Source organism: Streptomyces sp. JJ66 (assembly GCF_019303495.1).
GTDB lineage: Bacteria > Actinomycetota > Actinomycetes > Streptomycetales > Streptomycetaceae > Streptomyces.
In genome coordinates this window covers 57,843-79,259 of record NZ_JAEVFI010000005.1, presented here as the reverse complement: position 1 = coordinate 79,259, position 21,417 = coordinate 57,843, and the positions used below count along the sequence as shown (strand labels likewise).

The window sequence follows — 21,417 nt, the reverse complement described above, 5'->3', positions numbered from 1 at the left end:
GAAGCCACGCACAAGCACGTCCATTGTGGCACTCCCCCGGACGCGGCACGGTCCCGGGGTGGGGCCACGGCCGGGGCGAGGGCCGGGCGTGAGCGTCGGACAGGCGGCGGGCGGGTGGCCGGGCCCGAACAGATCGGTAGAGTCGCCGCCATGGACACCGACAGCGGTCCGCGTTGGCTCACCGAGGACGAGCAGCGGGCCTGGCGCACCTACCTCGACGTCAGCAAGCTCCTGATGCACCAGCTGGAGCGGGACCTCCAGCCGTTCGGGCTGACCCTGAACGACTACGAGATCCTCGTCAACCTCTCGGAGTGCGAGGACCGGCGCATGCGCATGAGTGACCTGGCCGGGGCGACGCTCCAGTCCAAGAGCCGCCTGTCGCACCAGATCACGCGGATGGAGAGCGCCGGGCTGGTGCGGCGCGAGCACTGCGACACCGACAAGCGCGGGCTGTACGCGGTGCTCACCGCGCACGGGTGGCGCACCATGCTGGACGTCTCACCGCACCACGTCGAGTCCGTCCGGCGTCACTTCATCGACCTGCTGAAGCCGGAGGCGCTCGCCGCGCTCCAGCAGGCGCTCACCCCGGTGGCCGACCACCTGCGCTCCCGTCGCGACCGCCGGTAGGCGCGAAGCACCGCTTCCCCGGGGCGACTTCCCCGGGGCGACACCGCCCCGGCCCGTTTCGCCGGACCGGACCCGGCCCGCCAGACCCGCGCCGCGCTGGCTACGCGCCGTCGCGGCGGCTCTCGGTGACCCCGGCGACCAGCGCGTCCGCAGCCGCGTAGGGGTCCAGGGTGCCGGTGACGATCTGCTCGGCCAGGGCGCCGAGCCGCCGGTCCCCGTGCAGGTCGGCGATCCGCTCGCGCAGGGCGGTCACGGCGATGGTCTCGACCTCCCGGGCCGCCCGGCGCCGGCGCCGCTCGGCGAGCACCCCGCGCTCCTCCATCCACGCGCGGTGCTTCTCCAGCGCCTCCACGACCTCGTCCACGCCCGTACCGCGCGCGGCGACGGTCTTGACGATCGGCGGCCGCCAGTCGCCCGGCCCGCGCGCCTCGCCCAGGCCCAGCATGTGGTTGAGTTCGCGGACGGTGGCGTCGGCCCCGTCCCGGTCGGCCTTGTTGACGACGTAGACGTCGCCGATCTCCAGGATGCCCGCCTTGGCCGCCTGGATGCCGTCGCCCATGCCGGGCGCGAGCAGCACCACCGAGGTGTCGGCCTGCCCGGCGATGTCCACCTCGGACTGGCCGACGCCGACGGTCTCCACCAGCACCACGTCGCACCCGGCGGCGTCCAGCACCCGGATCGCCTGCGGGGCGGCCCAGGCCAGCCCCCCGAGGTGGCCCCGGGTGGCCATGGAGCGGATGTAGACGCCGGGATCGGAGGCGTGGTCGGACATGCGCACCCGGTCGCCGAGCAGTGCGCCGCCGGAGAACGGCGAGGACGGGTCCACGGCCAGGACACCGACCCGCTTGCCGGTCTTGCGGTAGGCGCTGACCAGCGCCGAGGTGGAGGTGGACTTGCCCACGCCGGGCGAGCCGGTGAGCCCGACGACGTAGGCGTTGCCGGTGAGCGGGGCGAGGGCGGCCATCACCTCGCGCAGCTGCGGGGACGCCCCCTCGACCAGTGAGATCAGCCGGGCCACCGCCCGGGGCCTGCCCGCGCGGGCCTGCTCCACCAGCTGGGGGACGTCCACCGCCATGCGTCCTGCGCTCCTCGCTCGCGTTGTCGTTCCGGCTGCCGTACCGGGCGCCGTTACTTGCCCGGCACCTTGACGATCAGGGCGTCACCCTGGCCGCCGCCACCGCACAGGGCGGCGGCGCCGGTGCCGCCGCCGCGCCGCTTCAGCTCCAGCGCCAGGTGCAGCACGATCCGGGCGCCGGACATGCCGATCGGGTGACCGAGGGCGATGGCGCCGCCGTTGACGTTGACCTTGTCCGGGCCGATCTTCAGGTCCTTCATCGACTGGTGTGCGACGGCGGCGAACGCCTCGTTGATCTCGATCAGGTCGAGGTCGGCGACGTCCAGGCCCTCCTTGCCCAGCGCGTGCCGGATCGCGTTGGCCGGCTGGGACTGGAGCGAGTTGTCCGGGCCCGCGACGTTGCCGTGGGCGCCGATTTCGGCGATCCACTCCAGGCCCAGCTCCTGGGCCTTCGCCTTGGACATCACCACGACGGCCGCCGCGCCGTCGGAGATCTGCGAGGCCGAGCCGGCGGTGATCGTGCCGTCCTTGGCGAAGGCCGGGCGCAGCTTGCCCAGCGACTCGGCGGTGGTCTCGCCACGGATGCCCTCGTCCTGGCTGAACACGACGGGTTCGCCCTTGCGCTGCGGGATCTCCACCGGGGTGATCTCGGCCTCGAACAGGCCGTTCTTCTGGGCGGCGGCGGCGCGCTGGTGCGAGGCGGCGGCGATCTCGTCCTGCACCGCGCGCTCGATGCCCAGGCGGGTGTTGTGCTTCTCGGTGGACTCACCCATCGCGACGCCCTCGAAGGAGTCGGTCAGGCCGTCGTGGGCCATGGCGTCCAGCATCTGCACGGCGCCGTACTTGTAGCCCTCGCGGGACTTGGGCAGCAGGTGCGGGGCGTTGGTCATGGACTCCTGGCCGCCGGCGACGACGACGTCGAACTCCCCGGCGCGCACCAGCTGGTCCGCCAGCGCGATGGCGTCCAGGCCGGAGAGGCAGACCTTGTTGATGGTCAGCGCCGGGACGTTCATCGGGATGCCCGCCTTGACGGCGGCCTGCCGGGCCGGGATCTGCCCGGCGCCCGCCTGGAGCACCTGGCCCATGATCACGTACTGGACCTGGTCGCCGCCGATCCCTGCCCGGTCGAGTGCGGCCTTGATGGCGAAGCCGCCGAGGTCGGCCCCGGAGAAGGTCTTCAGCGAGCCGAGCAGGCGTCCCATGGGCGTGCGCGCGCCCGCGACGATCACTGAGGTGGTGCCGGTCGTGCCAGTCATGCTGCGGCCCCTTCGGAGAAGGAAGTGAACGAGGGTTAATCGCCAATGTACTGAGCGGTATGCGGCCGGGTCACCGGTCCGTGGGTGTGACCGTGCGCACGTTGCGTAACCACCTCCGAAGCGGTGTCCTGGTTCTATGTTGACGCGTATCGACCACATCGGGATCGCCTGCTTCGACCTGGACAAGACCGTGGAGTTCTACCGGGCCACGTACGGCTTCGAGGTCTTCCACACCGAGGTCAACGAGGAGCAGGGCGTCCGCGAGGCCATGCTCAAGATCAACGGGACGGACGACGGCGGCGCGTCCTACCTCCAGCTGCTGGAGCCCACCCGGGAGGACTCGGCCGTCGGCAAGTGGCTGGCGAAGAACGGCGAGGGCGTGCACCACATCGCCTTCGGCACCGCCGACGTGGACGGCGACGCCGAGGCGATCCGGGGCAAGGGCGTGCGCGTCCTGTACGACGAGCCGCGCACCGGTTCCATGAACTCCCGCATCACCTTCCTCCACCCCAAGGACTGCCACGGCGTCCTCACCGAACTGGTCACCTCCGCCGCGCAGCACCAGCGCTAGCCGCTCGCCCCGTGGTCCCCGCGCCGGGCACCCCGCACCGCCGGAGCCTGGTCCCGTAGCTGATCATCCCCGGCGGGGGCACGCGCCCGGCCCGCCCCGGCCCGTGCGGTCGCGCGCGCGTGCACACGGGGCGGCCGAGGTCAAGAGGGCGAAAGGCCCTTTGGCGGGGCGTCTAAGACCCGGCGCGAGTCGGTAGAGTGGCGGCCGGCCCGTTCCGCGTCCCCCGGATGATCTGACACCATTTCTCCGGAGGTTCCCCACGGAACAGCCAGCTCACCTTACCGACCAGGGGACGGATGGGACCGCGCAGTGCGGGGCTACGACCGCTACGACGAGCCTGAGGACCACCTGTCGCGTTTCGAAGCCGAGATGGAACGGCTGCGCAAGGAACGGGACAAGGCGGTCGATCACGCCGACGACCTCGGCTATCAGGTCGAAGTGCTGCGCGCCAAGCTGCACGAGGCGCGCCGCACCCTCGCCGCGCGCCCGGCCGGATACGACAACCTCGCCGGGCAGGCGGAGCAGTTGCTGCGCAACGCCCAGGTGCAGGCCGAGCAGTTGCGGGCTGACGCGGACCGGGAGCTGCGCGAGGCACGGGCGCAGGCGCAGCGGTTGCACCAGGAGCAGGCGGAGGCTCAGGCGCGTCTGGAGGCGGAGCTGCACGCGGAGGCGGTGCGCCGCCGCCAGCAGCTTGACCAGGAGCTGGCCGAGCGCCGCGCCACCGTCGAGTCGCACGTGGGCGAGAACGTGGCGTGGGCGGAGCAGCTGCGTGCCCGCAGCGAGTCGCAGGTCCGCCGGCTGGCGGAGGAGACGCGCGCGGAGGCCGAGCAGACGCTGAGCGCGGCCCGGGCGGAGGCTGGGCGGCTGGCGGAGCAGTCGCGGCACCGCCTGAACGAGGAGGCGCTCACAGCCCGCGCCGAGGCGGAGGCGATTTTGCGCCGGGCCCGGGCGGAGGCCGAGCGCCTGCTGTCGGCCGCGTCCACGCAGGCGGAGGAGGCCACCGAGCACGCGGACCGGCTGCGCAGCACGACCGCCAGTGAGACGGAGGCCGCCCGCCGGGAGGCCGCGGAGGCGGCGCGCGGCGCCCAGGAGCGGATGCGGGAGGCCGACGAGGCGCTGCGCACCGCCCGCGCGGAGGCCGACAAGGTGCTGGAGAGCGCCCGGGAGCAGGCGGCCCGGCAGCTGGCGGACGCCGAGGCGCAGAACGAGCAGCGCACCCGCACCGCGAAGGCGCAGATCGCCCGGTTGGTGAGCGAGGCCACTACGGAGGCGGACGCCGTCAAGGCGGAGGCCGAGCAGCTGCGCGCGGACGCCCGGGCGCAGTCCGAGCGCGCGGTGGCGGAGGCGAAGGAGACGGCGCGGGCGTCAGCGGCGGAGGAGTCGGCGGCGCAGCTCGCGGAGGCGGCGCGCAGCGCGGAGGAGATCCTCAGCAAGGCGTCCCAGGAGGCGCAGGCCACCACGAAGGCGGCCGCCGAGGAGGCCGAACGGCTGCGCGGGCAGGCGGAGGAGGAGGCCGACCGGCTGCGCGCTCAGGCGCACGACACCGCCGAGCAGTTGAAGGGGTCGGCGCAGGCGGACACCCAGGAGTACCGGGCCAAGACGGCCGAACTCCAGGAGGAGGCCCGGCGGCTGCGCGGCGAGGCGGAGCAGTTGCGTGCCGAGGCGGTCGAGGAGGGCGAGCGCATTCGCGCGGAGGCCCGCAAGGACGCCGTGCGGCAGATCGAGCAGGCCGCGTCCACCGCAGAGGAGGTGCTCAGCCAGGCCAAGGCGGACGCGGAGGAGACCCGCAGCGCGGCGGTGGCCGAGGGCGAGCGGGTCCGTACCGAGGCCATCGAGCGCGCCACCGGCCTGCGCCGGCAGGCGGACGAGCTGCTGGAGCGGGCCCGCGCGGAGGCCGAGGAGCTGCGGGATGGTGCCGAGGAGCAGGCCGGGCAGACGCGCTCCGAGGCCGAGCAGGCCGCGCGCACGCTGCGCGAGGAGGCCGAGCGGGCCGCGGCGCAGACGGCGGCGGAGGCGGCCGAGGAGCTGGACCGGCGGCGTGGTGAGGCCGAGGAGAAACTGGCCACCGCCCAGGAGGAGTTGACCCGGGCGCGTGGGGCGGCCGAGCAGCTGCGTGAGGAGGCGCGCGCGGAGTCGGAGCGGCTGCGCGGCGAGGCCGCCGAGCGCGTCCGCACGCTGCGGCAGCAGGCCGAGGAGGAGGCCGAGCGGCTGCGCGAGGAGGCGGCGGCGGAGGCCGCGCAGGCCCGTGCCGAGGCGGAGCAGCTGGCGGTGCGGCTGCGGGGCGAGGCGGCGGCGGAGGCCGAACAGCTGCGCACGGACGCGCAGGAGAGCGCCGACCGGGTGCGCGCGGATGCCGAGGCGGCGGCCGAGCGGCTGGGTGCCGAGGCCGCCGAGGCGCTGGCCGCCGCCCGGGATGAGGCTTCCCGGCTCCGCCGGGAGGCCGAGGAGCTGCTGGCGGACGCCCGCGAGGAGGCGCATCGCGAGCGCACGCAGGCGCGGGAGCAGGGCGAGGAGTTGCTGGCGTCGGCGCGACGCCGGGCGGAGGAGGCGCACGCCGAGGCCGAGCGCCTGGTCAGCGAGGCGGAGCAGCGCGCGGGCGAACTCGTCGCGGCGGCCGAGGAGCAGGCCCAGCAGGTGCGGGAGGCCGTGGCCGGGCTGCACGAGCGCGCCGAGGAGGAGATCGCCGGTCTGCGCTCGGCGGCCGAGCACGCGGCGCGCACGGTGCGTCAGGAGGCCGACGAGGAGGCCGCCACGCTGCGCCGGGACGCCGCGCGGGAGGCGGAGACGCTGCGCCGCGAGGCCCGCGAGGAGACCGACGCGGCCAAGGCGCTGGCCGAGCGGACCGTCAGCGACGCGATCGCGGAGGCCGACCGGCTGCGCACCACCGCGCAGGCCGAGGCGGACCAGGCGCGCGGGGACGCGGACCGGGTGCGCGATGAGGCACGTCAGGAGGCGTCCCGCAAGCTGGCCGAAGCCGCCGAGCAGGCCGACCAGTTGGTGGCCGGGGCGCAGGAGGAGGCCGTGCGCACGGCGGCGAACGCCGAGGAGCAGGCCGACACCATGGTGGGCGCCGCGCGGCGGGAGGCGGAGCGGCTGGAGAACGAGGCCCGGGCGGAGTGCGGCGAGCTGGTGGAGAAGGCCCGCGCCGACTCCAACACCATGCTGGAGGAGGCCCGCCGGGACGCGAGCGCCATCCGCGAGCGCACCGAGGAGCTGCGGGCCCGGGTCGAGGGCGAGGTCGAGGAGCTGCACGAGCGGGCGCGCCGGGAGGCGTCGGAGGCGATGAAGTCGGCCGGTGAGCGCACCGACAAGCTGGTCAAGGCCGCCGAGGAGCAGTTGGCCAAGGCCCGCGAGGAGGCGGCGAAGCTGGTGTCGGACGCCGAGTCCGAGGCGAGTTCGGCGCGCATCTCCGCGGTGCGCAAGGCGGAGGGCCTGCTGAAGGAGGCCGAGCAGAAGAAGGCCGCCGTGGAGAAGGAGGCCGGGCAGCTGCGGGCGGACGCGCGGGCGGAGGCCGAACGGATCGTTGACGAGGGCAAGCGCGAGCTGGAGACGCTGGTGCGCCGCCAGGAGAACATCAACGCCGAGATTTCCCGGGTGCAGGATGTGCTGGAGGCACTGGAGTCCTTCGAGTCACCGGGCGGCGTCAAGAGCGGCAAGGGCGGTGGCCGGGAACGCGAGGGCGGCGAGGACGGCGGCGGCTCCGGCGGCGTCAAGGCGGGCGCGGCTGCCGGGGGCGCTCGTTCGGGTGGGAAGCCCTCCCGGAGTTAGCCGTAAGCGCGCCTCTCCGAGCGTGAGCGGGCTTCCGCTTGCGGTGCGGGCTTCCGGCGAAAGCCACCCGAAAGAGCGCACATGGGCCCCATGAAATCGCATCAATAGCCGATCCGCTCGATGACACGCCGCCTTGGCCCCTAGGATTCCGTCTGACACCTCACCCCGAACCTCATACCGGTCTCTTCGACAGGAACCCCATGAGCGACACTTCCTCCCCCTTCGGCTTCGAGCTCGTGCGGCGCGGCTACGACCGCGGGCAGGTGGACGACCGCATCTCCAAGCTCGTCGCCGACCGTGACAGCGCCCTGTCCCGCATCACGTCACTGGAAAAGCGCATCGAGGAACTGCACCTCGAAACCCAGAACGCCCAGGCTCAGGTCAACGACGCCGAGCCTTCATACGCCGGGCTCGGCGCCCGCGTCGAGAAGATCCTCCGCCTCGCCGAGGAGGAGGCGAAGGACCTGCGGGAGGAGGCCCGGCGCGCCGCCGAGCAGCACCGGGAGCTGGCCGAGAGCGCGGCCCAGCAGGTGCGTGACGACGCCGAGGCGTTCGCCGCCGACCGCAAGGCGAAGGCCGAGGACGAGGGCGTGCGCATCGTCGAGACGGCCAAGGGCGAGGCGTCGCAGCTGCGCTCGGACGCCGAGAAGGACGCGCAGTCCAAGCGCGAGGAGGCCGACGCCCTCTTCGAGGACACCCGGGCCAAGGCCGCGCAGGCCGCCGCCGACTTCGAGACGAACCTGGCCAAGCGCCGCGAGCAGTCCGAGCGCGACCTGGCCTCCCGCCAGGCCAAGGCCGAGAAGCGGCTCGCGGAGATCGAGCACCGCGCCGAGCAGCTGCGGCTGGAGGCGGAGAAGCTGCGCACGGACGCCGAGCGCCGCGCCCGCCAGACGGTGGAGACGGCCCAGCGCCAGGCCGAGGACATCGTCGCCGACGCGAACGCCAAGGCCGACCGGGTGCGCAGCGAGTCCGAGCGCGAGCTGGCCGCCCTCACCAACCGCCGCGACAGCATCAACGCGCAGCTGACCAACGTGCGCGAGATGCTGGCCACCCTCACCGGTGCCGCCGTGGCCGCGTCGGGCCAGCCCGCCGAGGAGGACGAGGACGCCAGCACGAACGTGCCGGCCCAGCAGTCCCGCTGACGCGCCCGCCCGGCGGGCCGGCGGAAGACGGTGAGACGGTCCAGGTGACCCCCGGTGTGACAGGGGGCACTTGGACCGTTTAGCGTCATGCCCATGATTGAGCTTGACGGGCTCACGAAGCGCTACGGCAGCACGACGGCGGTGGACCGGCTCACCTTCACGGTTCAGCCCGGCGTCGTTACCGGCTTCCTGGGGCCCAACGGGGCAGGAAAATCCACCACTATGCGGATGATGCTCGGCCTGGACCGGCCGACGGCAGGTGACGTCCGCATCGACGGCAAGCACTACCGCCAGCTGCGCGACCCCCTGGCCTCCATCGGGGCGCTGCTGGAGGCCACGTCCGTGCACGGCGGGCGGACGGCCCGCAACCACTTGCGCGTCCTGGCCCAGTCCAACGGCATTCCCGAACGCCGGGTGCCGGAGGTGCTGGACCTGGTGGGGCTCAGCTCGGTCGCCAACAAGCGTCCGAAGGGCTTCTCGCTGGGCATGGGCCAGCGGCTGGGCATCGCGGCGGCGCTGCTGGGCGACCCGAAGATCGTCATGTTCGACGAGCCGGTCAACGGGCTCGACCCCGAGGGCATCCGCTGGGTCCGCGGCCTGATGAAGCACCTGGCGTCCGAGGGCAAGACGGTGTTCGTCTCCAGCCACCTGATGAGCGAGATGGCGCTGACCGCCGACCACCTCATCGTCATCGGCCGGGGCAGGCTGCTGGCCGACACGTCCATGAAGGAGTTCATCCAGCAGAACTCCCGCAGCTACGTGCGGCTGCGCTCGCCGGAGCCCGAGCGGCTGCGGGACGCGCTGAGCGGCGCGGACATCGCCGTCACCCCCGGCGCGGACGGGACGCTGGAGGCCGACGACGTCGAGGCCGCGCGCGTCGGCGAGGTCGCGGCCGCCCAGGGCGTCGTCCTGCACGAGCTGAGCCCGCAGCAGGCGTCGCTGGAGGAGGCGTTCATGCGGCTCACCGCCGAGTCGGTGGAGTTCCACACCCACGGCGCCGAACCCGCCGACGTGACCGCCGACGCCCGGAAGGAGCTGTGATGATGGCTCACCTGACGCGGGTGCTCCGCTCGGAGTGGACCAAGGCCCTCACCGTCCGCTCCACGGTGTGGACGCTGGGCCTGGCCCTGCTGCTCACCGTGCTCAGCGGGATGGGCCTGAGCCTGCTGTTCAAGATCAACTACGACAATCTCCCCCCTGAACAGAAGGCGACGTTCGACCCGGTGCTCACCAGCTTCTCGGGCATGGCGCTGGGTCAGCTGGCGATGATCGCCTTCGGTGTGCTGCTGGTGTCCAGCGAGTACAGCACCGGCATGATCCGTGCCTCGCTGGCGGCGGTGCCGCAGCGGGGGGTGTTCATGGCCGCCAAGCTGCTCGTGGGCACGGGGCTCGTCCTGGTCGTCGGCATGGTCACCAGTTTCCTGTCGTTCTTCGCGGGCCAGGCCCTGCTGGGGGACCTGGCGACGTCGCTCGGCGAACCCGACGTGCTGCGCGCCGTCTTCGGCGGCGGCCTGTACCTGACGCTGATCACGCTGTTCGCGATGGGTATCACCTGGGTGCTGCGCAGTCCGGTGCTCTCACTGGGCATCCTGGTCCCGCTGTTCTTCCTGGTCAGCCCGATCCTGGGCGCTATTCCCGGCGCGCGGGACGTCGCCCAGTGGCTCCCTGACCAGGCCGGGACGATGATCATGACCGTCGTCGCGCTCGACCGCCCCTACGGCCCGTGGGGCGGCCTGGCGATCATGGTCGCCTGGACCGTCGCCGCCCTGCTCGCGGGCTACGCGACGCTCCGCACGCGCGACGCGTGACGGGTGACGGGTGACGGGTGACGCCGGGGAGTCACCCCGGCGGGGGCTGGCCCGCGTTCGGTGGTCCGGCCGCGCCGCGCGGCAGCCCCTGGGCGTCTGACGCCGCCCGGCCCGCCCGCGCTGACCAGCTCCCGCAACGCCCTCAGTACCGGGGCGCGTTGCGGGAGCGCTGCGGGCGGACCCCACGCCGGTCGCGCGCCGTCCAGCAGGGGCCGTGCCAGTGGCGCCGGTCCTCGCCGTCGCTGTGCGCGGGCCACGCCACGACGTGCGGCACCCCGGGCGGAATCAGCTGGTCGCAGCCCGGGCACCGGTAGGGCTTGACCGCCCCGCCACCGGTGATCCGCCGCACGGCCCACTCCTCGCCGCGCCAGCTCTCGCTGTTCTCCAGCCCGATGCCGCGCCCTGCTTCCTGGGCCTCCCGGGCCGCCCAGCCGGACGACCCGGCGGCCCTTAGCCCGCCACGCGGACGGTTACGACGCGGGGACACGCACACCTCACTCCTACGGCCCGGAGGAGGACGTCACCCGGGCGGGAAACGGACACATCCCAGCGTACGCACGTCGGGGAAAGCCGCCGAGCGTCACCCGATGGGCTGATCATCGCACCAAACGCTGGCGTAACCGTGCCCTTGGCACATGTCATGCGTTAGGAGCGTCGGGGGTGGACCCGCGTCGGCCGAGCGAGGAGACAGATGGCGATGCGTGTGGGGAGTTTCGTGCTGGCTGCCCAGTTCCCTGGCCAGGGGCAGGGGGAGGCACTGCACCGCGCGGTGCGGTCAGCGGAGGCGGCGGAAGCGGCCGGGCTGGATGCTGTGTGGCTGGCCGAGCATCACTTCGTGCCGTACGGCACCTGCCCGTCGGCGGTGACGCTGGCGGCGCTGCTGCTGGGGCGCACCCGGCGGATCGGGGTGGGGACGGCTGTCAGCGTGCTGCCGACCACGCACCCCGTGGCGCTCGGGGAGCAGGCGGCGCTGCTGCACCTGACCACCGGCGGCCGGTTCACGCTCGGCGTCGGCCGGGGCGGGCCGTGGGTGGACCTGGAGGTGTTCGGCGCGGGCGTGGAGGCGTACGAGAAGGGCTTCCCCGAGTCGCTGGACCTGCTGCTGCGCTGGCTGCGCGAACCACGCGTCGGGGCGGACGGGCCGCGCTACCGGTTCCGCGAGGTGGCCGTGGTGCCGCGTCCGGCGGAGGGGCTGGGCGGGCTGGCGGGGCCGCCCGTGGTGGTCGCCTGCATCTCGGAGGGCTCGGCGCGGCTCGCGGCCCGGCGCGGGCTGCCGATGCTGCTGGGCATGCACTGCGGGGACGAGGAGAAGGCGCGGCTGACGGCGCTGTGGCGGCGCGAGGCGCTGGCCGCCGGGCACGACGCGGACACGCTCGCCGACGGGCACGTCTGCGCCGGGGTGGCGCAGGTCGCCGACACCCGCGAGGAGGCCGCCGAGACACTGGCGAAGGCCATGCCGGGCTGGCTGCGGCAGGGGCTGGGCGCGCACGTCACCGTGGACGGGCGGCAGCGCACCATGCGCGACCCGGCCGCCTACACCGAGTTGCTGTGCTCGCTGCATCCGGTCGGGCCGCCCCAGCTGTGCGCGCGCCGGCTGACGGAAACGGCCGAACGCACCGGCGTCCGGCGCTTCGCGCTGCTGACCGAGGGCTCCGGCGACCTGGCGGCCACCGAGGCCAACGTGCACCGGCTGGGCGCCGAGGTGCTGCCGCTCCTGGGGGCGCGAACCCGGGAGCGGCAGCACTGACGGCAGCGATAACGGCAGCGATGACGGCTGCGCGGGCGTCCTCAGCAGTCCCGCAGCAGCGGGGACTGGTTGAGGAGCTGGCCGCGTATCGAGGTGAAGCGCTCCAGCCGCTGGTCCGCCGAGGCGTCCAGCGGGAACACCGCCACGCGGTGACAGTTCTGGAAGGCGAGCCGGACCCCGAAGTGCCGCTCCAGCGCGCCCCGGATCGCGTCACTGGCCAGCGCCCGCAGGAGCTGGCCGCGCGCCTGCTCGTCCGGTGGCGGGGTCTGGTTGTCGGCGAAGTCCCCGCCGTCAACCTGGAGTCGGGCGACGAGGCTGCTGACCATCTCCCAGGCGTACGGGAGGGAGTTCTTGACGCAGTCGACGAAGGCCGCTTCATCGACCTCGCCTCGCTCGGCCTGTGCCAGAAGGGCCGGTGAGACGTCGAGCGACATGGGGTTCTCCTCTCGCGGCCCCACGGGGGTGCGGGGCCTCACGGACGAAACAAGAGGCCCCGCCCGTATTTCCGGATGTCGTTCGGCGATGGCCCCCTCACCTACCGTAAGGGCAGGAGGACGACGCGGCCATAGGGCTGCGCACACAACCGGCCATGCCGGAACGGGGAGAAGCAGGGGCGAATCGCTCCCGGAGGCGGCGGTCGAGTAGCGTGCCGCCCATGCGTCTCGTCATCGCCCGCTGCTCCGTGGACTACGCGGGCCGGCTCACCGCCCACCTGCCCATGGCACCCCGGCTGATCCTGGTGAAAGCCGATGGATCGGTGTCCGTCCACGCCGACGACCGGGCCTACAAGCCCCTCAACTGGATGTCCCCTCCGTGCACCCTCAAGGAGGCCGATGGCGGGGTGTGGACGGTCATCAACAAGGCGGGCGAGAAACTGATCATCACGATGGCAGAAATACTGCACGACTCGTCCCACGAACTGGGCACGGACCCGGGGTTGATCAAGGACGGCGTCGAGGCGCACCTACAGGAACTGCTCGCCGACCGCATGGAAACACTCGGCACCGGCTGGTCACTGATCCGCCGCGAGTACCCGACGGCGATCGGCCCCGTGGACATCCTGGGCCGCGACGGCGAGGGCATCACGGTGGCCGTCGAGATCAAGCGCCGTGGTGAGATCGACGGCGTCGAACAGCTGACGCGCTACCTGGAGCTGCTGAACCGCGATCCGCATCTGGCGCCGGTGAAGGGCGTGTTCGCGGCTCAGGAGATCAAGCCGCAGGCCCGCGTCCTGGCCGCCGACCGGGGTATCGACTGCGTCACCCTCGACTACAACGCGCTGCGCGGCATCGACGACGACAAGCTGCGGCTGTTCTGACGGGCGCCGCGCCTGCGGTGGGGCCAGCTGACCCCGGCGGCGGGCACGTAGGTGCGCCCACGTGGTGCGGGGGCGGCGGGCGCATGCTCCGGGGCGAGGGCAACGCCCGCCCGGGCCGCCCGGCGTGCCGGGCCACGTGGGCGGTGTGGGCACCAACCGGGGCCGCGCGGTCCTCAGATCGTCAGGGGCGTGCTGGCCGCGCCCGATGAGGCGGGCGCGCTGCTGTTCTGCGAGGTGGCCGGGGCGGGGCCGGTCGCGGTGGGCGAACCGGTACCGCCGGTGTCGGCGTCGCCGTCCGTGCCGCCGCCCTCGGTACCGCCCTCGTCGGTGCCGCCCTCGGTGCCGCCGTTATCCGTGCCGCCCTCGTCGGTACCGCCGACCGCGCCGCCTTCCGTGCTCCCCTCGTTCGAGCTGCCGCTCGGGGAGCCGTCGTCGGTGCCCCCGCTGGCGCCCGTGGTGTCGGAGCCGCCGTCGGTGAAACGGCCCTCGGGGCCGCTGGAGTTGTCGTCGTCGCCGGTCCCACCGCTCTGGGTGCCGCCGCTGGCGCCGCCCGAACCGCCGCTGCCGCCGGAGCCGCCGGTGGTGGTGTCGTCCTGGTCGTCTTCCGTGGGGGAGGTCTCGTCAGGTGCACCGTCGTCGGGTGTGGTGCCGTCGTCCGAGGGCTCCTCGGGGGACGAGGTGTCTCCGGGGCGGGCGGGGCTCACCTCGTCGGGGGACTCGGGGGAGCCGGAGGGGCCCGGCTTACCGGAGTCGTCGGCGTTCTCGGAGGACGGCGGCGTGACGTCCTCGAAACCGTCGTCGTCCGCGTCCTGCTGGCTGGAGGAACGATCCGGCTGCACACGGTTACCGTTCTCGCCGTCCGAGAAGACGCTGGTGAGCGTGAGGACCGTGCCGAGGAGCGCGGCCAGCAGGGCGCCCGCGGCGGCGGCCATCACGTTGCGGCGCGGGCCGGTGAGCGGCAGGCGGCGGCCCGGGGTGCCGGACACGGGGCCCGGGAGCGTCGCGGTGTCGTGGGCCGGGGCCGGAGCGCCCACGGCGATCGCGGGCTGGAGGGAGGTGGGCGCCTCGGCGGCGGCGCGTTCCTCGTCGTCCAGGCCCGGCGCGAGCGGCTCACCGGAGGCGTCGGCGACCAGCGCCAGCGCGCGGCGGCCCGCGAACTGGCCCCGGCGGTCGGCGAGGCGGCCGCGCAGCTCCATGGCGCGCTCCAGCTCCGTGCGCGCCCGCTCCAGCGCGCCGGTGCACAGCGCGTGCACGCCCCGCTCATGGTGGAAGTACGCCTCCTCGGCGATCTCACCCGCTGCGGCGGCCGCCTGCTGCCCCTCGGTCAGCGCCCGCTCCCACGCGGACCAGCGCCCGGCGGCGGCGAACACCGGCGCCGCCGTGTGGGCGAGCCGCACGGCCGTGCTGGCGGCACCGGCGGCCCGCGCTGCGGCAAGGGCGGCGAGCACCGCGTGCGACTCGGCGGCCACCCGCTTGGGCGTCACGGAGGGGTGGGCGCCCCACCAGGCGTAGTGCTGAGCCGCGGTGCGGACGACGGCGTCGGTGCCCTCCGCGTACCCGGCGTCGGCGAGCTGGGCGGTGACGCCCTCGGCGAGGCGGTAGTGGGGTCCGGCGGACGTGGCGAGCCCGGCGGCGGTCAGCTCGGCGAGCGCGGTGTCGGCCCGCTGGTCGTCCAGCAGGGCGGGCAGGTGCGCGGCCTGCGGCACCTCGCCGCCGAGCGCGACGGCGAACCGCAGCGTCTCGCGGCCCTGCGGGGACAGCGTCTCGGCCAGCCGCCCGGCGGTGAGGCAGGCGACGGACAGCGCGGGGACGGAAGCGTCGTCGGCGTCTTCTCCGGCACCGGTGTCGGCGTCGGCGGCGTCCTCGTCGGTGCTCGTGGCGGCCCCTGCCGCGTCACGGTGCCGCAGCAGCGCCCCGGCCTGGACGAAGCGCAGCGGGAGCCCTTCGGACTCGAACCACAGGTCACCGGCCCAGTCGGCCTCCGACTCGGCCAGCGTGCGCCCGGTGGCCCGTTCCAGCAGCTCCACGCACGCGGGGCGGCTGATGCCGCGCAGGAACACCTCTTCCAGGTCGGCGTGCGGGGAGGGGGCGGGCACCTGCGGGGTGACGGCGGCGAGGACGGCGCACTCGGGCGTGGCCGCAAGCAGCTCGTCCAGCGCGGCGCCGCCGAACTCCACGTCGTCGAGGAGGAGGACGGCTCCGATGTCCGCGAGCGCGTCCAGCAACTCGGCCTGCTCGGGGCGGTAGCGGGAGGCGTCGTAGACGGCGGTGTACAGCTCCCACAGCAGGTCATCGACGCTGCGCTGGTAGCCGCTGAGCTGGATGACGCCGTCGGGCGCGAGGTCGGCGCAGTCGGCGGCGACGGCGGCCAGCAGCGCGGTGCGGCCCGCGCCGGAGGGCCCCGTCAGCCGCACGGAACGGCCCCGGGCCAGGAGGCGGGCGAGCCGTTCACGCTCCTCGTCGCGCTCCAGGAGTGGCAGGTCGAGCGCGGCGTCACCGATGGGTGGCGGGGGCACGGCCGCGCGCCCGCGTTCCGCGCGGGCCTCGGCGGTGCGCCGCCGGGCCGGGCCGGGACGGCGGTCGGGCGGGCAGGACTCGACCTCGCTGCCATCGACCGGGTTGACGGTCAGCAGGTAGTCGCCCGCGACCAACTGGACCGTGCGGGCCAGAGCGCCGCTGTCGTGGCTCTCGCGGCCGCCGCCGTCCTCAGGACCGCGGTGCGTCGGCGGGTGCATGGGTCAAGCCCCCCATCGGCGGTGCGTTCGTACTCCCTGGGCCCTTCCCGGCAGTGAAGGGAACCTTAGACGCCGATGGGGCCGCGACGCAGCCCGACCCCGGTGCGGGGGCGGAATCGTCATGGCTTTGTGAGCGTTTCGCCCTCGATCGCCAGGATGCGGTGCAGCCGGGTGGCCACCAGCAGGCGCTGCATCTGCTCCGGCACGTCCCGCAGTACCAGGCGCCGGCCGCAGCGCCCGGCGCGGCGGTGCGCGCCCATGATGACGCCCAGGCCCGTCGCGTCCCAGGAGTCCAGCTGGGCGAGGCTGAGCACGAGGTCACCGTTGCCGCCGTCCAGAGCACGGTGCAGGACCGTGCGGGCGTCCGCCGCGTTGCGCACGTCGAGGCGGCCCCCGACGGTCAGCTCTGCGTGGTCGCCCTTGATCTGCATAACGCGCTCCCGGTGCCCTGCGTGTGACGTGCGTGTCCGACGACTCGTCCCTGCTGCGGTGACGCCGCTCACGCCGCGCGCACCCGCGTATCCGAATGTCTCACCACACCTGACCCTGAGTCAGGCAGTGAAGTTGCTGAGCGTACCCGAATCGATACGGAGACCACCCGACCGGGTGAGGGCAGGGGTGGAATCGGGCCGCCCCGGGCATGGCTCACGCCGTGCCCGGGCTCCCGCCGTGCTCGTGCTGGAGCGTCTGCCCCGTCAGTACCGGTAGTAGCCCTCGCCGCTCTTGCGGCCCAGGTCACCGGCGTCCACCATGCGCCGCATCCGCTCGGGGGCGGCGAACTTCTCGTCCTGCGACTCGGTGTAGATGTTGCTCGCCGCGTTGAGCAGGATGTCGATGCCGGTGAGGTCGGCGGTGGCCAGCGGCCCCATGGCGTGGCCGAAACCGAGCTTGCAGGCGGTGTCGATGTCCTCGGCGGTGGCGACGCCGGACTCCTGCAGCTTGGCCGCCTCCACCACCAGCGCGGTGATGAGCCGGGTGGTGACGAAACCGGCGACGTCGCGATTGACGACGATGCAGGTCTTGCCGACACTCTCGGCGAACGCGCGGGCGGTGGCCAGGGTTTCGTCGCTGGTCTTCAGGCCGCGCACCAGCTCGCACAGCTGCATCATCGGCACCGGCGAGAAGAAGTGCGTGCCCACGACGCGCTCCGGGCGCGAGGTGGCCGCGGCGATCTTGGTGATCGGGATGGCCGAGGTGTTGGACGCCAGCACCGCCTCGTCCTTCACCACCTGGTCGAGGGTACGGAAGATCTCTTGCTTGATCTCCAGCTTCTCGAACACGGCCTCGACGACGAGGTCCGCGTCGGCGGTGGCGTCCAGGTCGGTCGTGGTGGTGAGGCGGGCGAGCGCGGCCTCGGCGTCCTCGGCGGACAGCTTGCCCTTCTCCACGAACTTCGCGTACGACTTCTCGATCCCGCCCCGGCCCCGGGCCAACGCCTCGTCGGTGACGTCGCGGAGTACCACGTTCCACCCGGCCTGGGCGGATACCTGCGCGATGCCGGACCCCATGAGTCCGGCTCCGATCACGGCGAGCTTCCTGGCGCCATTCAACGTGCTGATCCCCTCGATAGCCATCGCGCGTGCATGCTCTCAGCGGGACCATAGCGTCCGTGAGAGCGCTGTGGGCGGGGAAGAGATGCGCGTCACCTCTCATCAGATGGACATCACATCGGCTCGTCATCCCGGCGACATCCGGGCGTGGTGCCGGAGTTGACCCGCGTCCACTGGGGACGTGAGCCGTGCGTGCCCGAGACGCGAAGCCAAGCGTGCCCGTGACGCGAAGCCGTGCGTGCCCGAGGCGGGGACGGACCCCGGGCCGGGAGCGCGGGCGGACGCGAACGGCACACGAGGGAATGGAGGCGGCGGGCTACGCTCGCCTCATGGTCAACCTGACGCGCATCTACACCCGCACCGGCGACGACGGCACGACAGCGCTGGGCGACATGAGCCGCACCGCGAAGACGGACACCCGCATCGCGGCGTATGCGGACGCGAACGAGGCGAACGCGGCCCTCGGTGTCGCCATCGCCCTGGGCGGTCTGCCCGAGGACGTGGTGAGCGTGCTCACCCGGGTGCAGAACGACCTCTTCGACGTCGGCGCGGACCTGTCCACGCCCGTCACCGAGCACCCGAAGTACCCGCCGCTGCGCGTCGAGCAGACCTACGTGGACCGGCTGGAGGCGGACTGTGACCGGTTCCTCGCCGAGCTGGAGAAGCTGCGCAGCTTCATCCTGCCGGGCGGGACGGCGGGCGCCGCGCTGCTGCACCAGGCGTGCACGGTGGTGCGCCGCGCCGAGCGGTCCACGTGGGCCGCGCTCACCGAGCACGGCGAGATCATGAACCCGCTCACCGCGACCTACCTCAACCGCCTGTCCGACCTGCTGTTCATCCTCGCCCGGACGGCGAACAAGGAGCAGGGCGACGTGCTGTGGGTGCCCGGCGAGAACCGCTGACGGCGCCCTCGGCCGCACCCTCGCGTGCTCCCACCGTCACGCCGCTCCCTCAGTCCGCGAACCGCTGCCGCAGCTCGCGCTTGAGCACCTTGTGGCTCGGGCCGAGCGGGTAGGCGTCGACGAACTCGACCCGGCGCGGGTACATGTGCCTGGCCAGCAGCGGCCGGGCGAAGGTGATGACGTCCTCGGCGGTGAGCGGCGGCCCGGGCGCGTGGGGGTCGGCGATCAGCACGGCGCAGACCTCCTCGCCGTGCACGTCGTCCGGGACCCCGATGACGGCTGCCTCGGCTATCCGGGGGTGCCGCAGCAGCACGTCCTCGACCTCGCGCGGGTAGACGTTGAAGCCACCGCGGATGATGAGGTCCTTGGCCCGGTCCACGATGGTCAGGAACCCGTCGGCGTCCTTGCGGCCCAGGTCGCCGGTGCGGAACCAGCCGTCCACCAGTGCTTGTGCGGTGGCCTCGGGACGGCCGTGGTAGCCGGCGAAGACGTTGTGGCCGCGCACGACGATCTCGCCCAGTTCGCCAGCGGGCAGCAGCTCGACGCGCTCGGCCACCTCCGCCCGGGCCACCTCGACGTCCACGCCCCACACCGGGTGGCCGACGGTACCGGCGCGGGTGCCGAGCGCGGGCTGGTTGACGGCGGCGGTCGGTGACGTTTCCGACAGGCCGTACCCCTCGTAGACCCGCGTGCCGAACACCTCGGTGAACCGCTCCAGCACCGGGACCGGCAGCGAGGCGCCGCCGGAGATGCACAGCCGCAGCCGGGGCAGCTCGGTGGCGGTGCGGGCGGCGTCCAGGAGGCGCACGTACATCGTCGGCACGCCGTAGAAGGTGTTGACGCCCTCGCGCACCATCAGTTCCAGCGCGGCCCCGGGGTCGAACCGGGGCAACAGCACCAGCGTCGCTCCGCCGCGCCAGACGGCGTTCATGCCGACGGTCTGCCCGAACGTGTGAAACAGCGGCAGCGCGCCGAGGACGATGTCGTGGGGGCGCACATCGTTGGCGTCGAAGGCGTTGACGGTCGCGTTCATCACCAGGTTGAGGTGGGTAAGCACCGCGCCCTTGGGCGCGCCGGTGGTGCCGCTGGTGTAGAAGAGCACGGCCGGGTCCTGCGGTGCGCGGGTGAGGTACGTCGGCAGCGGCTCGACGGTCCCGGCGACGTCCTCCAGCCGCCCCTCACCCACGGCGCCCCGGGCAGGCGGGCCGACGGTGTACACGCGCGTACCCACCTCCGCGGCGGCCTTCCCGCCCACCTCGGCGTACTCGGTGTGGCACAGCAGCAGGCCCGCGCCGCTGTCGCGCAGCACGTGCCCGGCCTCCTCGGCGGTGAGCAGCAGGTGCACCGGCACGACGACGGCCCCGGCGGCGAGGATCGCGAAGTAGGCGCGCGGGAACGCGGCGGTGTTGGGCGCCATCAGCGCCACCTTGTCGCCCGGGCGCACACCGAGCCGGACCAGCGCGGCGGCCTGCGTACGCGCCTGCCGCCACAGCTCGGCGAAGGTGATGCGCTGCTCTCCCTCCACCAGCGCGACGTGCTGCCCGCGCCGCCGCGCGGGCTCCGCGAGCACGGCGGCCAGGGACAGGGTGCTCATGCGGACTCCTAGCTTCGCGGGGGTGGCAGCAGCTTCGCGGGAAGCAGCCTCGCCGGGTGAAGCGGCTTCGCCGGGTGAAGCGGCTTCGCGGGGTGGAGCAGCTTCGCGGGGGTGGACAGCGGTTACCGCCCGCCACGCTGACCCCGATCCCGACGTGCTCGCTTCCCGGACGTTACCCCGCGTGCCGGAGCTGACCGGCTCCGGGCGCGGGGAGCCCCGCCCCTGCCCGCACCACTGGGACGGGTACGTCCGGACACGGCCGTCCGCATCGCGCACCCGACCGGCTCCCCGCACTCCCCCACGGCCGGGTGATGGCGCCCACATCTGGGACGGGCCACCAGGGAGGGGGTCAGTGGGCCGCGATGCTGTCGATCAGCTGGCGGGCGCCCTGGCGGAGGAGGGCGACGGCGACGGACGTGCCGAGGGTGGCCGGGTCCAGGGGACCGGCCCACTCGTGGGCGTTGAGCACCGTCTTGCCGTCGGGGGTGAAGACGCAGGCGCGCAGGGACAGGTCACCGCGAGCGGCCTTGGCGAACCCCGCGATGGGGCTGTTGCAGTGCCCCTGGAGCACGTGCAGGAACATGCGCTCGGCGGTGGCCTCGCGGTGCGTGTCGGGGTGGCCGAGGCCGCTGACGGCGTCGATGAGGCCGGCGTCGTCCTCACGGCACTGGAGCGCGAGGATGCCCGCGCCGATGGGCGGGCACATGTCATCGACGGACAGGATGTCGGTGATGACGTCGGTGCGGTTGATGCGTTCCAGGCCGGAGACGGCGAGCAGCAGCGCGTCGGCGTCCCCGGCATGCATCTTCTCCATGCGCCGACCCGCGTTGCCGCGCATCGGCACGCACTGAAGGTGCGGATGGGAGGCGGCGAGCTGGGCGATGCGGCGCACCGAGGACGTGCCGATCCGGGTGCCGGGCGGCAGCTCGTCGAGCGTCAGCCCGCCGGGGTGGATGAGGGCGTCGCGCACGTCGTCACGCTGGAGGAACGCGGCGAACGTCGTCCCGGCGGGCAGCGGGCGATCGGCGGGGATGTCCTTGACGCAGTGCACGGCGAGGTCCGCGTCCCCGGCCAGCAGCGTGGCGTCCACTTCCTTGGTGAACGCGCCCTTGCCGCCGAGCTTGGCCAGGTCCCCCATCCAGCGGTCGCCAGCCGTCGTGACGGGTACGACCTCGGTGCGCACCCCGGGATGGAGCGCCGCCAACTCGGCCCGGACGCGCTCCACTTGCGCGAGGGCCATCGGGGAGGAACGGGAGACGATGCGGATCAGCTCGGGCACGGCCATGGCGGAAACGATAACCCGTCAGACTCGCGCGCCAGCTGA

At 73.6% G+C, this 21,417-nt stretch carries 18 protein-coding genes; 9 read left to right on the top strand and 9 right to left on the bottom strand.

Annotation, left to right across the window (positions count from 1 at the left end):
* Positions 1-150 precede the first annotated feature (150 nt).
* On the top strand, positions 151-627 hold the full coding sequence (locus JJV70_RS05150; RefSeq protein ID WP_219046504.1) for a MarR family winged helix-turn-helix transcriptional regulator: 477 nt from the start codon (positions 151-153) through the stop codon (positions 625-627).
* Positions 628-727: 100 nt separating this feature from the next.
* On the opposite strand, the gene meaB is transcribed toward JJV70_RS05150, so the two are convergent.
* Together meaB and JJV70_RS05140 are read right to left on the bottom strand one after the other, a co-directional pair.
* A complete protein-coding gene (gene meaB, locus JJV70_RS05145) occupies positions 728-1,702 on the bottom strand; it encodes a methylmalonyl Co-A mutase-associated GTPase MeaB (RefSeq protein ID WP_219046503.1) in 975 nt (324 codons plus the stop codon).
* Between the two features lie 53 nt (positions 1,703-1,755).
* On the bottom strand, positions 1,756-2,958 hold the full coding sequence (locus JJV70_RS05140) for an acetyl-CoA C-acetyltransferase (protein WP_219046502.1): 1,203 nt from the start codon (positions 2,956-2,958) through the stop codon (positions 1,756-1,758).
* Positions 2,959-3,094: 136 nt separating this feature from the next.
* Here JJV70_RS05140 and mce point away from each other — a divergent pair, with 136 nt between their 5' ends.
* The 5 genes from mce (at position 3,095) to JJV70_RS05115 (ending at position 10,247) form a co-directional block, all read left to right on the top strand.
* Positions 3,095-3,529 (top strand): methylmalonyl-CoA epimerase, encoded by a 435-nt coding sequence (gene mce, locus JJV70_RS05135; protein ID WP_219046501.1) that lies wholly within the window; start codon positions 3,095-3,097, stop codon positions 3,527-3,529.
* 309 nt (positions 3,530-3,838) lie between these two features.
* Positions 3,839-7,297, top strand: a complete 3,459-nt coding sequence (scy, locus tag JJV70_RS05130; RefSeq protein ID WP_219046500.1) for a polarized growth protein Scy — start codon at positions 3,839-3,841, stop codon at positions 7,295-7,297.
* 200 nt (positions 7,298-7,497) lie between these two features.
* On the top strand, positions 7,498-8,439 hold the full coding sequence (locus JJV70_RS05125) for a cellulose-binding protein (RefSeq protein WP_219046499.1): 942 nt from the start codon (positions 7,498-7,500) through the stop codon (positions 8,437-8,439).
* A gap of 93 nt (positions 8,440-8,532) precedes the next feature.
* Positions 8,533-9,480 carry an ABC transporter ATP-binding protein gene (locus tag JJV70_RS05120; RefSeq protein WP_219046498.1) on the top strand — a complete coding sequence of 316 codons (948 nt, stop codon included), beginning with the start codon at positions 8,533-8,535 and terminating at the stop codon, positions 9,478-9,480.
* 2 nt (positions 9,481-9,482) lie between these two features.
* Positions 9,483-10,247, top strand: coding sequence for an ABC transporter permease (locus JJV70_RS05115; RefSeq protein ID WP_219046669.1), 765 nt, complete (start codon positions 9,483-9,485; stop codon positions 10,245-10,247).
* 142 nt (positions 10,248-10,389) lie between these two features.
* Here JJV70_RS05115 and JJV70_RS05110 read toward each other — a convergent pair whose 3' ends face one another.
* Entirely contained in the window at positions 10,390-10,734 is a 345-nt protein-coding gene (locus tag JJV70_RS05110; protein WP_219046497.1) for an ATP/GTP-binding protein, read from the bottom strand.
* Positions 10,735-10,944: 210 nt separating this feature from the next.
* Here JJV70_RS05110 and JJV70_RS05105 point away from each other — a divergent pair, with 210 nt between their 5' ends.
* Positions 10,945-11,994, top strand: a complete 1,050-nt coding sequence (locus JJV70_RS05105; RefSeq protein WP_219046668.1) for an LLM class flavin-dependent oxidoreductase — start codon at positions 10,945-10,947, stop codon at positions 11,992-11,994.
* Positions 11,995-12,035: 41 nt separating this feature from the next.
* Here the strand turns inward: JJV70_RS05105 and JJV70_RS05100 are convergent, their stop codons facing one another.
* The gene (locus JJV70_RS05100; protein WP_219046496.1) at positions 12,036-12,428 is read right to left on the bottom strand and encodes an SCO5389 family protein; all 393 of its coding nucleotides are present in this window, start codon (positions 12,426-12,428) and stop codon (positions 12,036-12,038) included.
* Positions 12,429-12,649: 221 nt separating this feature from the next.
* Here JJV70_RS05100 and nucS point away from each other — a divergent pair, with 221 nt between their 5' ends.
* Positions 12,650-13,312 (top strand): endonuclease NucS, encoded by a 663-nt coding sequence (gene nucS / locus JJV70_RS05095; RefSeq protein WP_219046495.1) that lies wholly within the window; start codon positions 12,650-12,652, stop codon positions 13,310-13,312.
* Positions 13,313-13,485: 173 nt separating this feature from the next.
* Here the strand turns inward: nucS and JJV70_RS23145 are convergent, their stop codons facing one another.
* From JJV70_RS23145 to JJV70_RS05080, 3 genes are all read right to left on the bottom strand, one after another.
* Positions 13,486-16,047 (bottom strand): ATP-binding protein, encoded by a 2,562-nt coding sequence (locus JJV70_RS23145; RefSeq protein WP_219046494.1) that lies wholly within the window; start codon positions 16,045-16,047, stop codon positions 13,486-13,488.
* A 119-nt stretch (positions 16,048-16,166) separates the two neighbouring features.
* Positions 16,167-16,478 (bottom strand): STAS domain-containing protein, encoded by a 312-nt coding sequence (locus JJV70_RS05085; RefSeq protein WP_219046493.1) that lies wholly within the window; start codon positions 16,476-16,478, stop codon positions 16,167-16,169.
* A gap of 264 nt (positions 16,479-16,742) precedes the next feature.
* A complete protein-coding gene (locus JJV70_RS05080; RefSeq protein WP_219046492.1) occupies positions 16,743-17,621 on the bottom strand; it encodes a 3-hydroxyacyl-CoA dehydrogenase family protein in 879 nt (292 codons plus the stop codon).
* A gap of 305 nt (positions 17,622-17,926) precedes the next feature.
* On the opposite strand from JJV70_RS05080, the gene JJV70_RS05075 reads away from it, so the two are divergent.
* Positions 17,927-18,499, top strand: a complete 573-nt coding sequence (locus JJV70_RS05075; protein WP_219046491.1) for a cob(I)yrinic acid a,c-diamide adenosyltransferase — start codon at positions 17,927-17,929, stop codon at positions 18,497-18,499.
* A gap of 49 nt (positions 18,500-18,548) precedes the next feature.
* Here JJV70_RS05075 and JJV70_RS05070 read toward each other — a convergent pair whose 3' ends face one another.
* Positions 18,549-20,093 (bottom strand): long-chain fatty acid--CoA ligase, encoded by a 1,545-nt coding sequence (locus JJV70_RS05070; RefSeq protein ID WP_219046490.1) that lies wholly within the window; start codon positions 20,091-20,093, stop codon positions 18,549-18,551.
* Between the two features lie 349 nt (positions 20,094-20,442).
* Positions 20,443-21,378 (bottom strand): hydroxymethylbilane synthase, encoded by a 936-nt coding sequence (gene hemC, locus JJV70_RS05065; RefSeq protein WP_219046489.1) that lies wholly within the window; start codon positions 21,376-21,378, stop codon positions 20,443-20,445.
* Positions 21,379-21,417 lie beyond the last annotated feature (39 nt).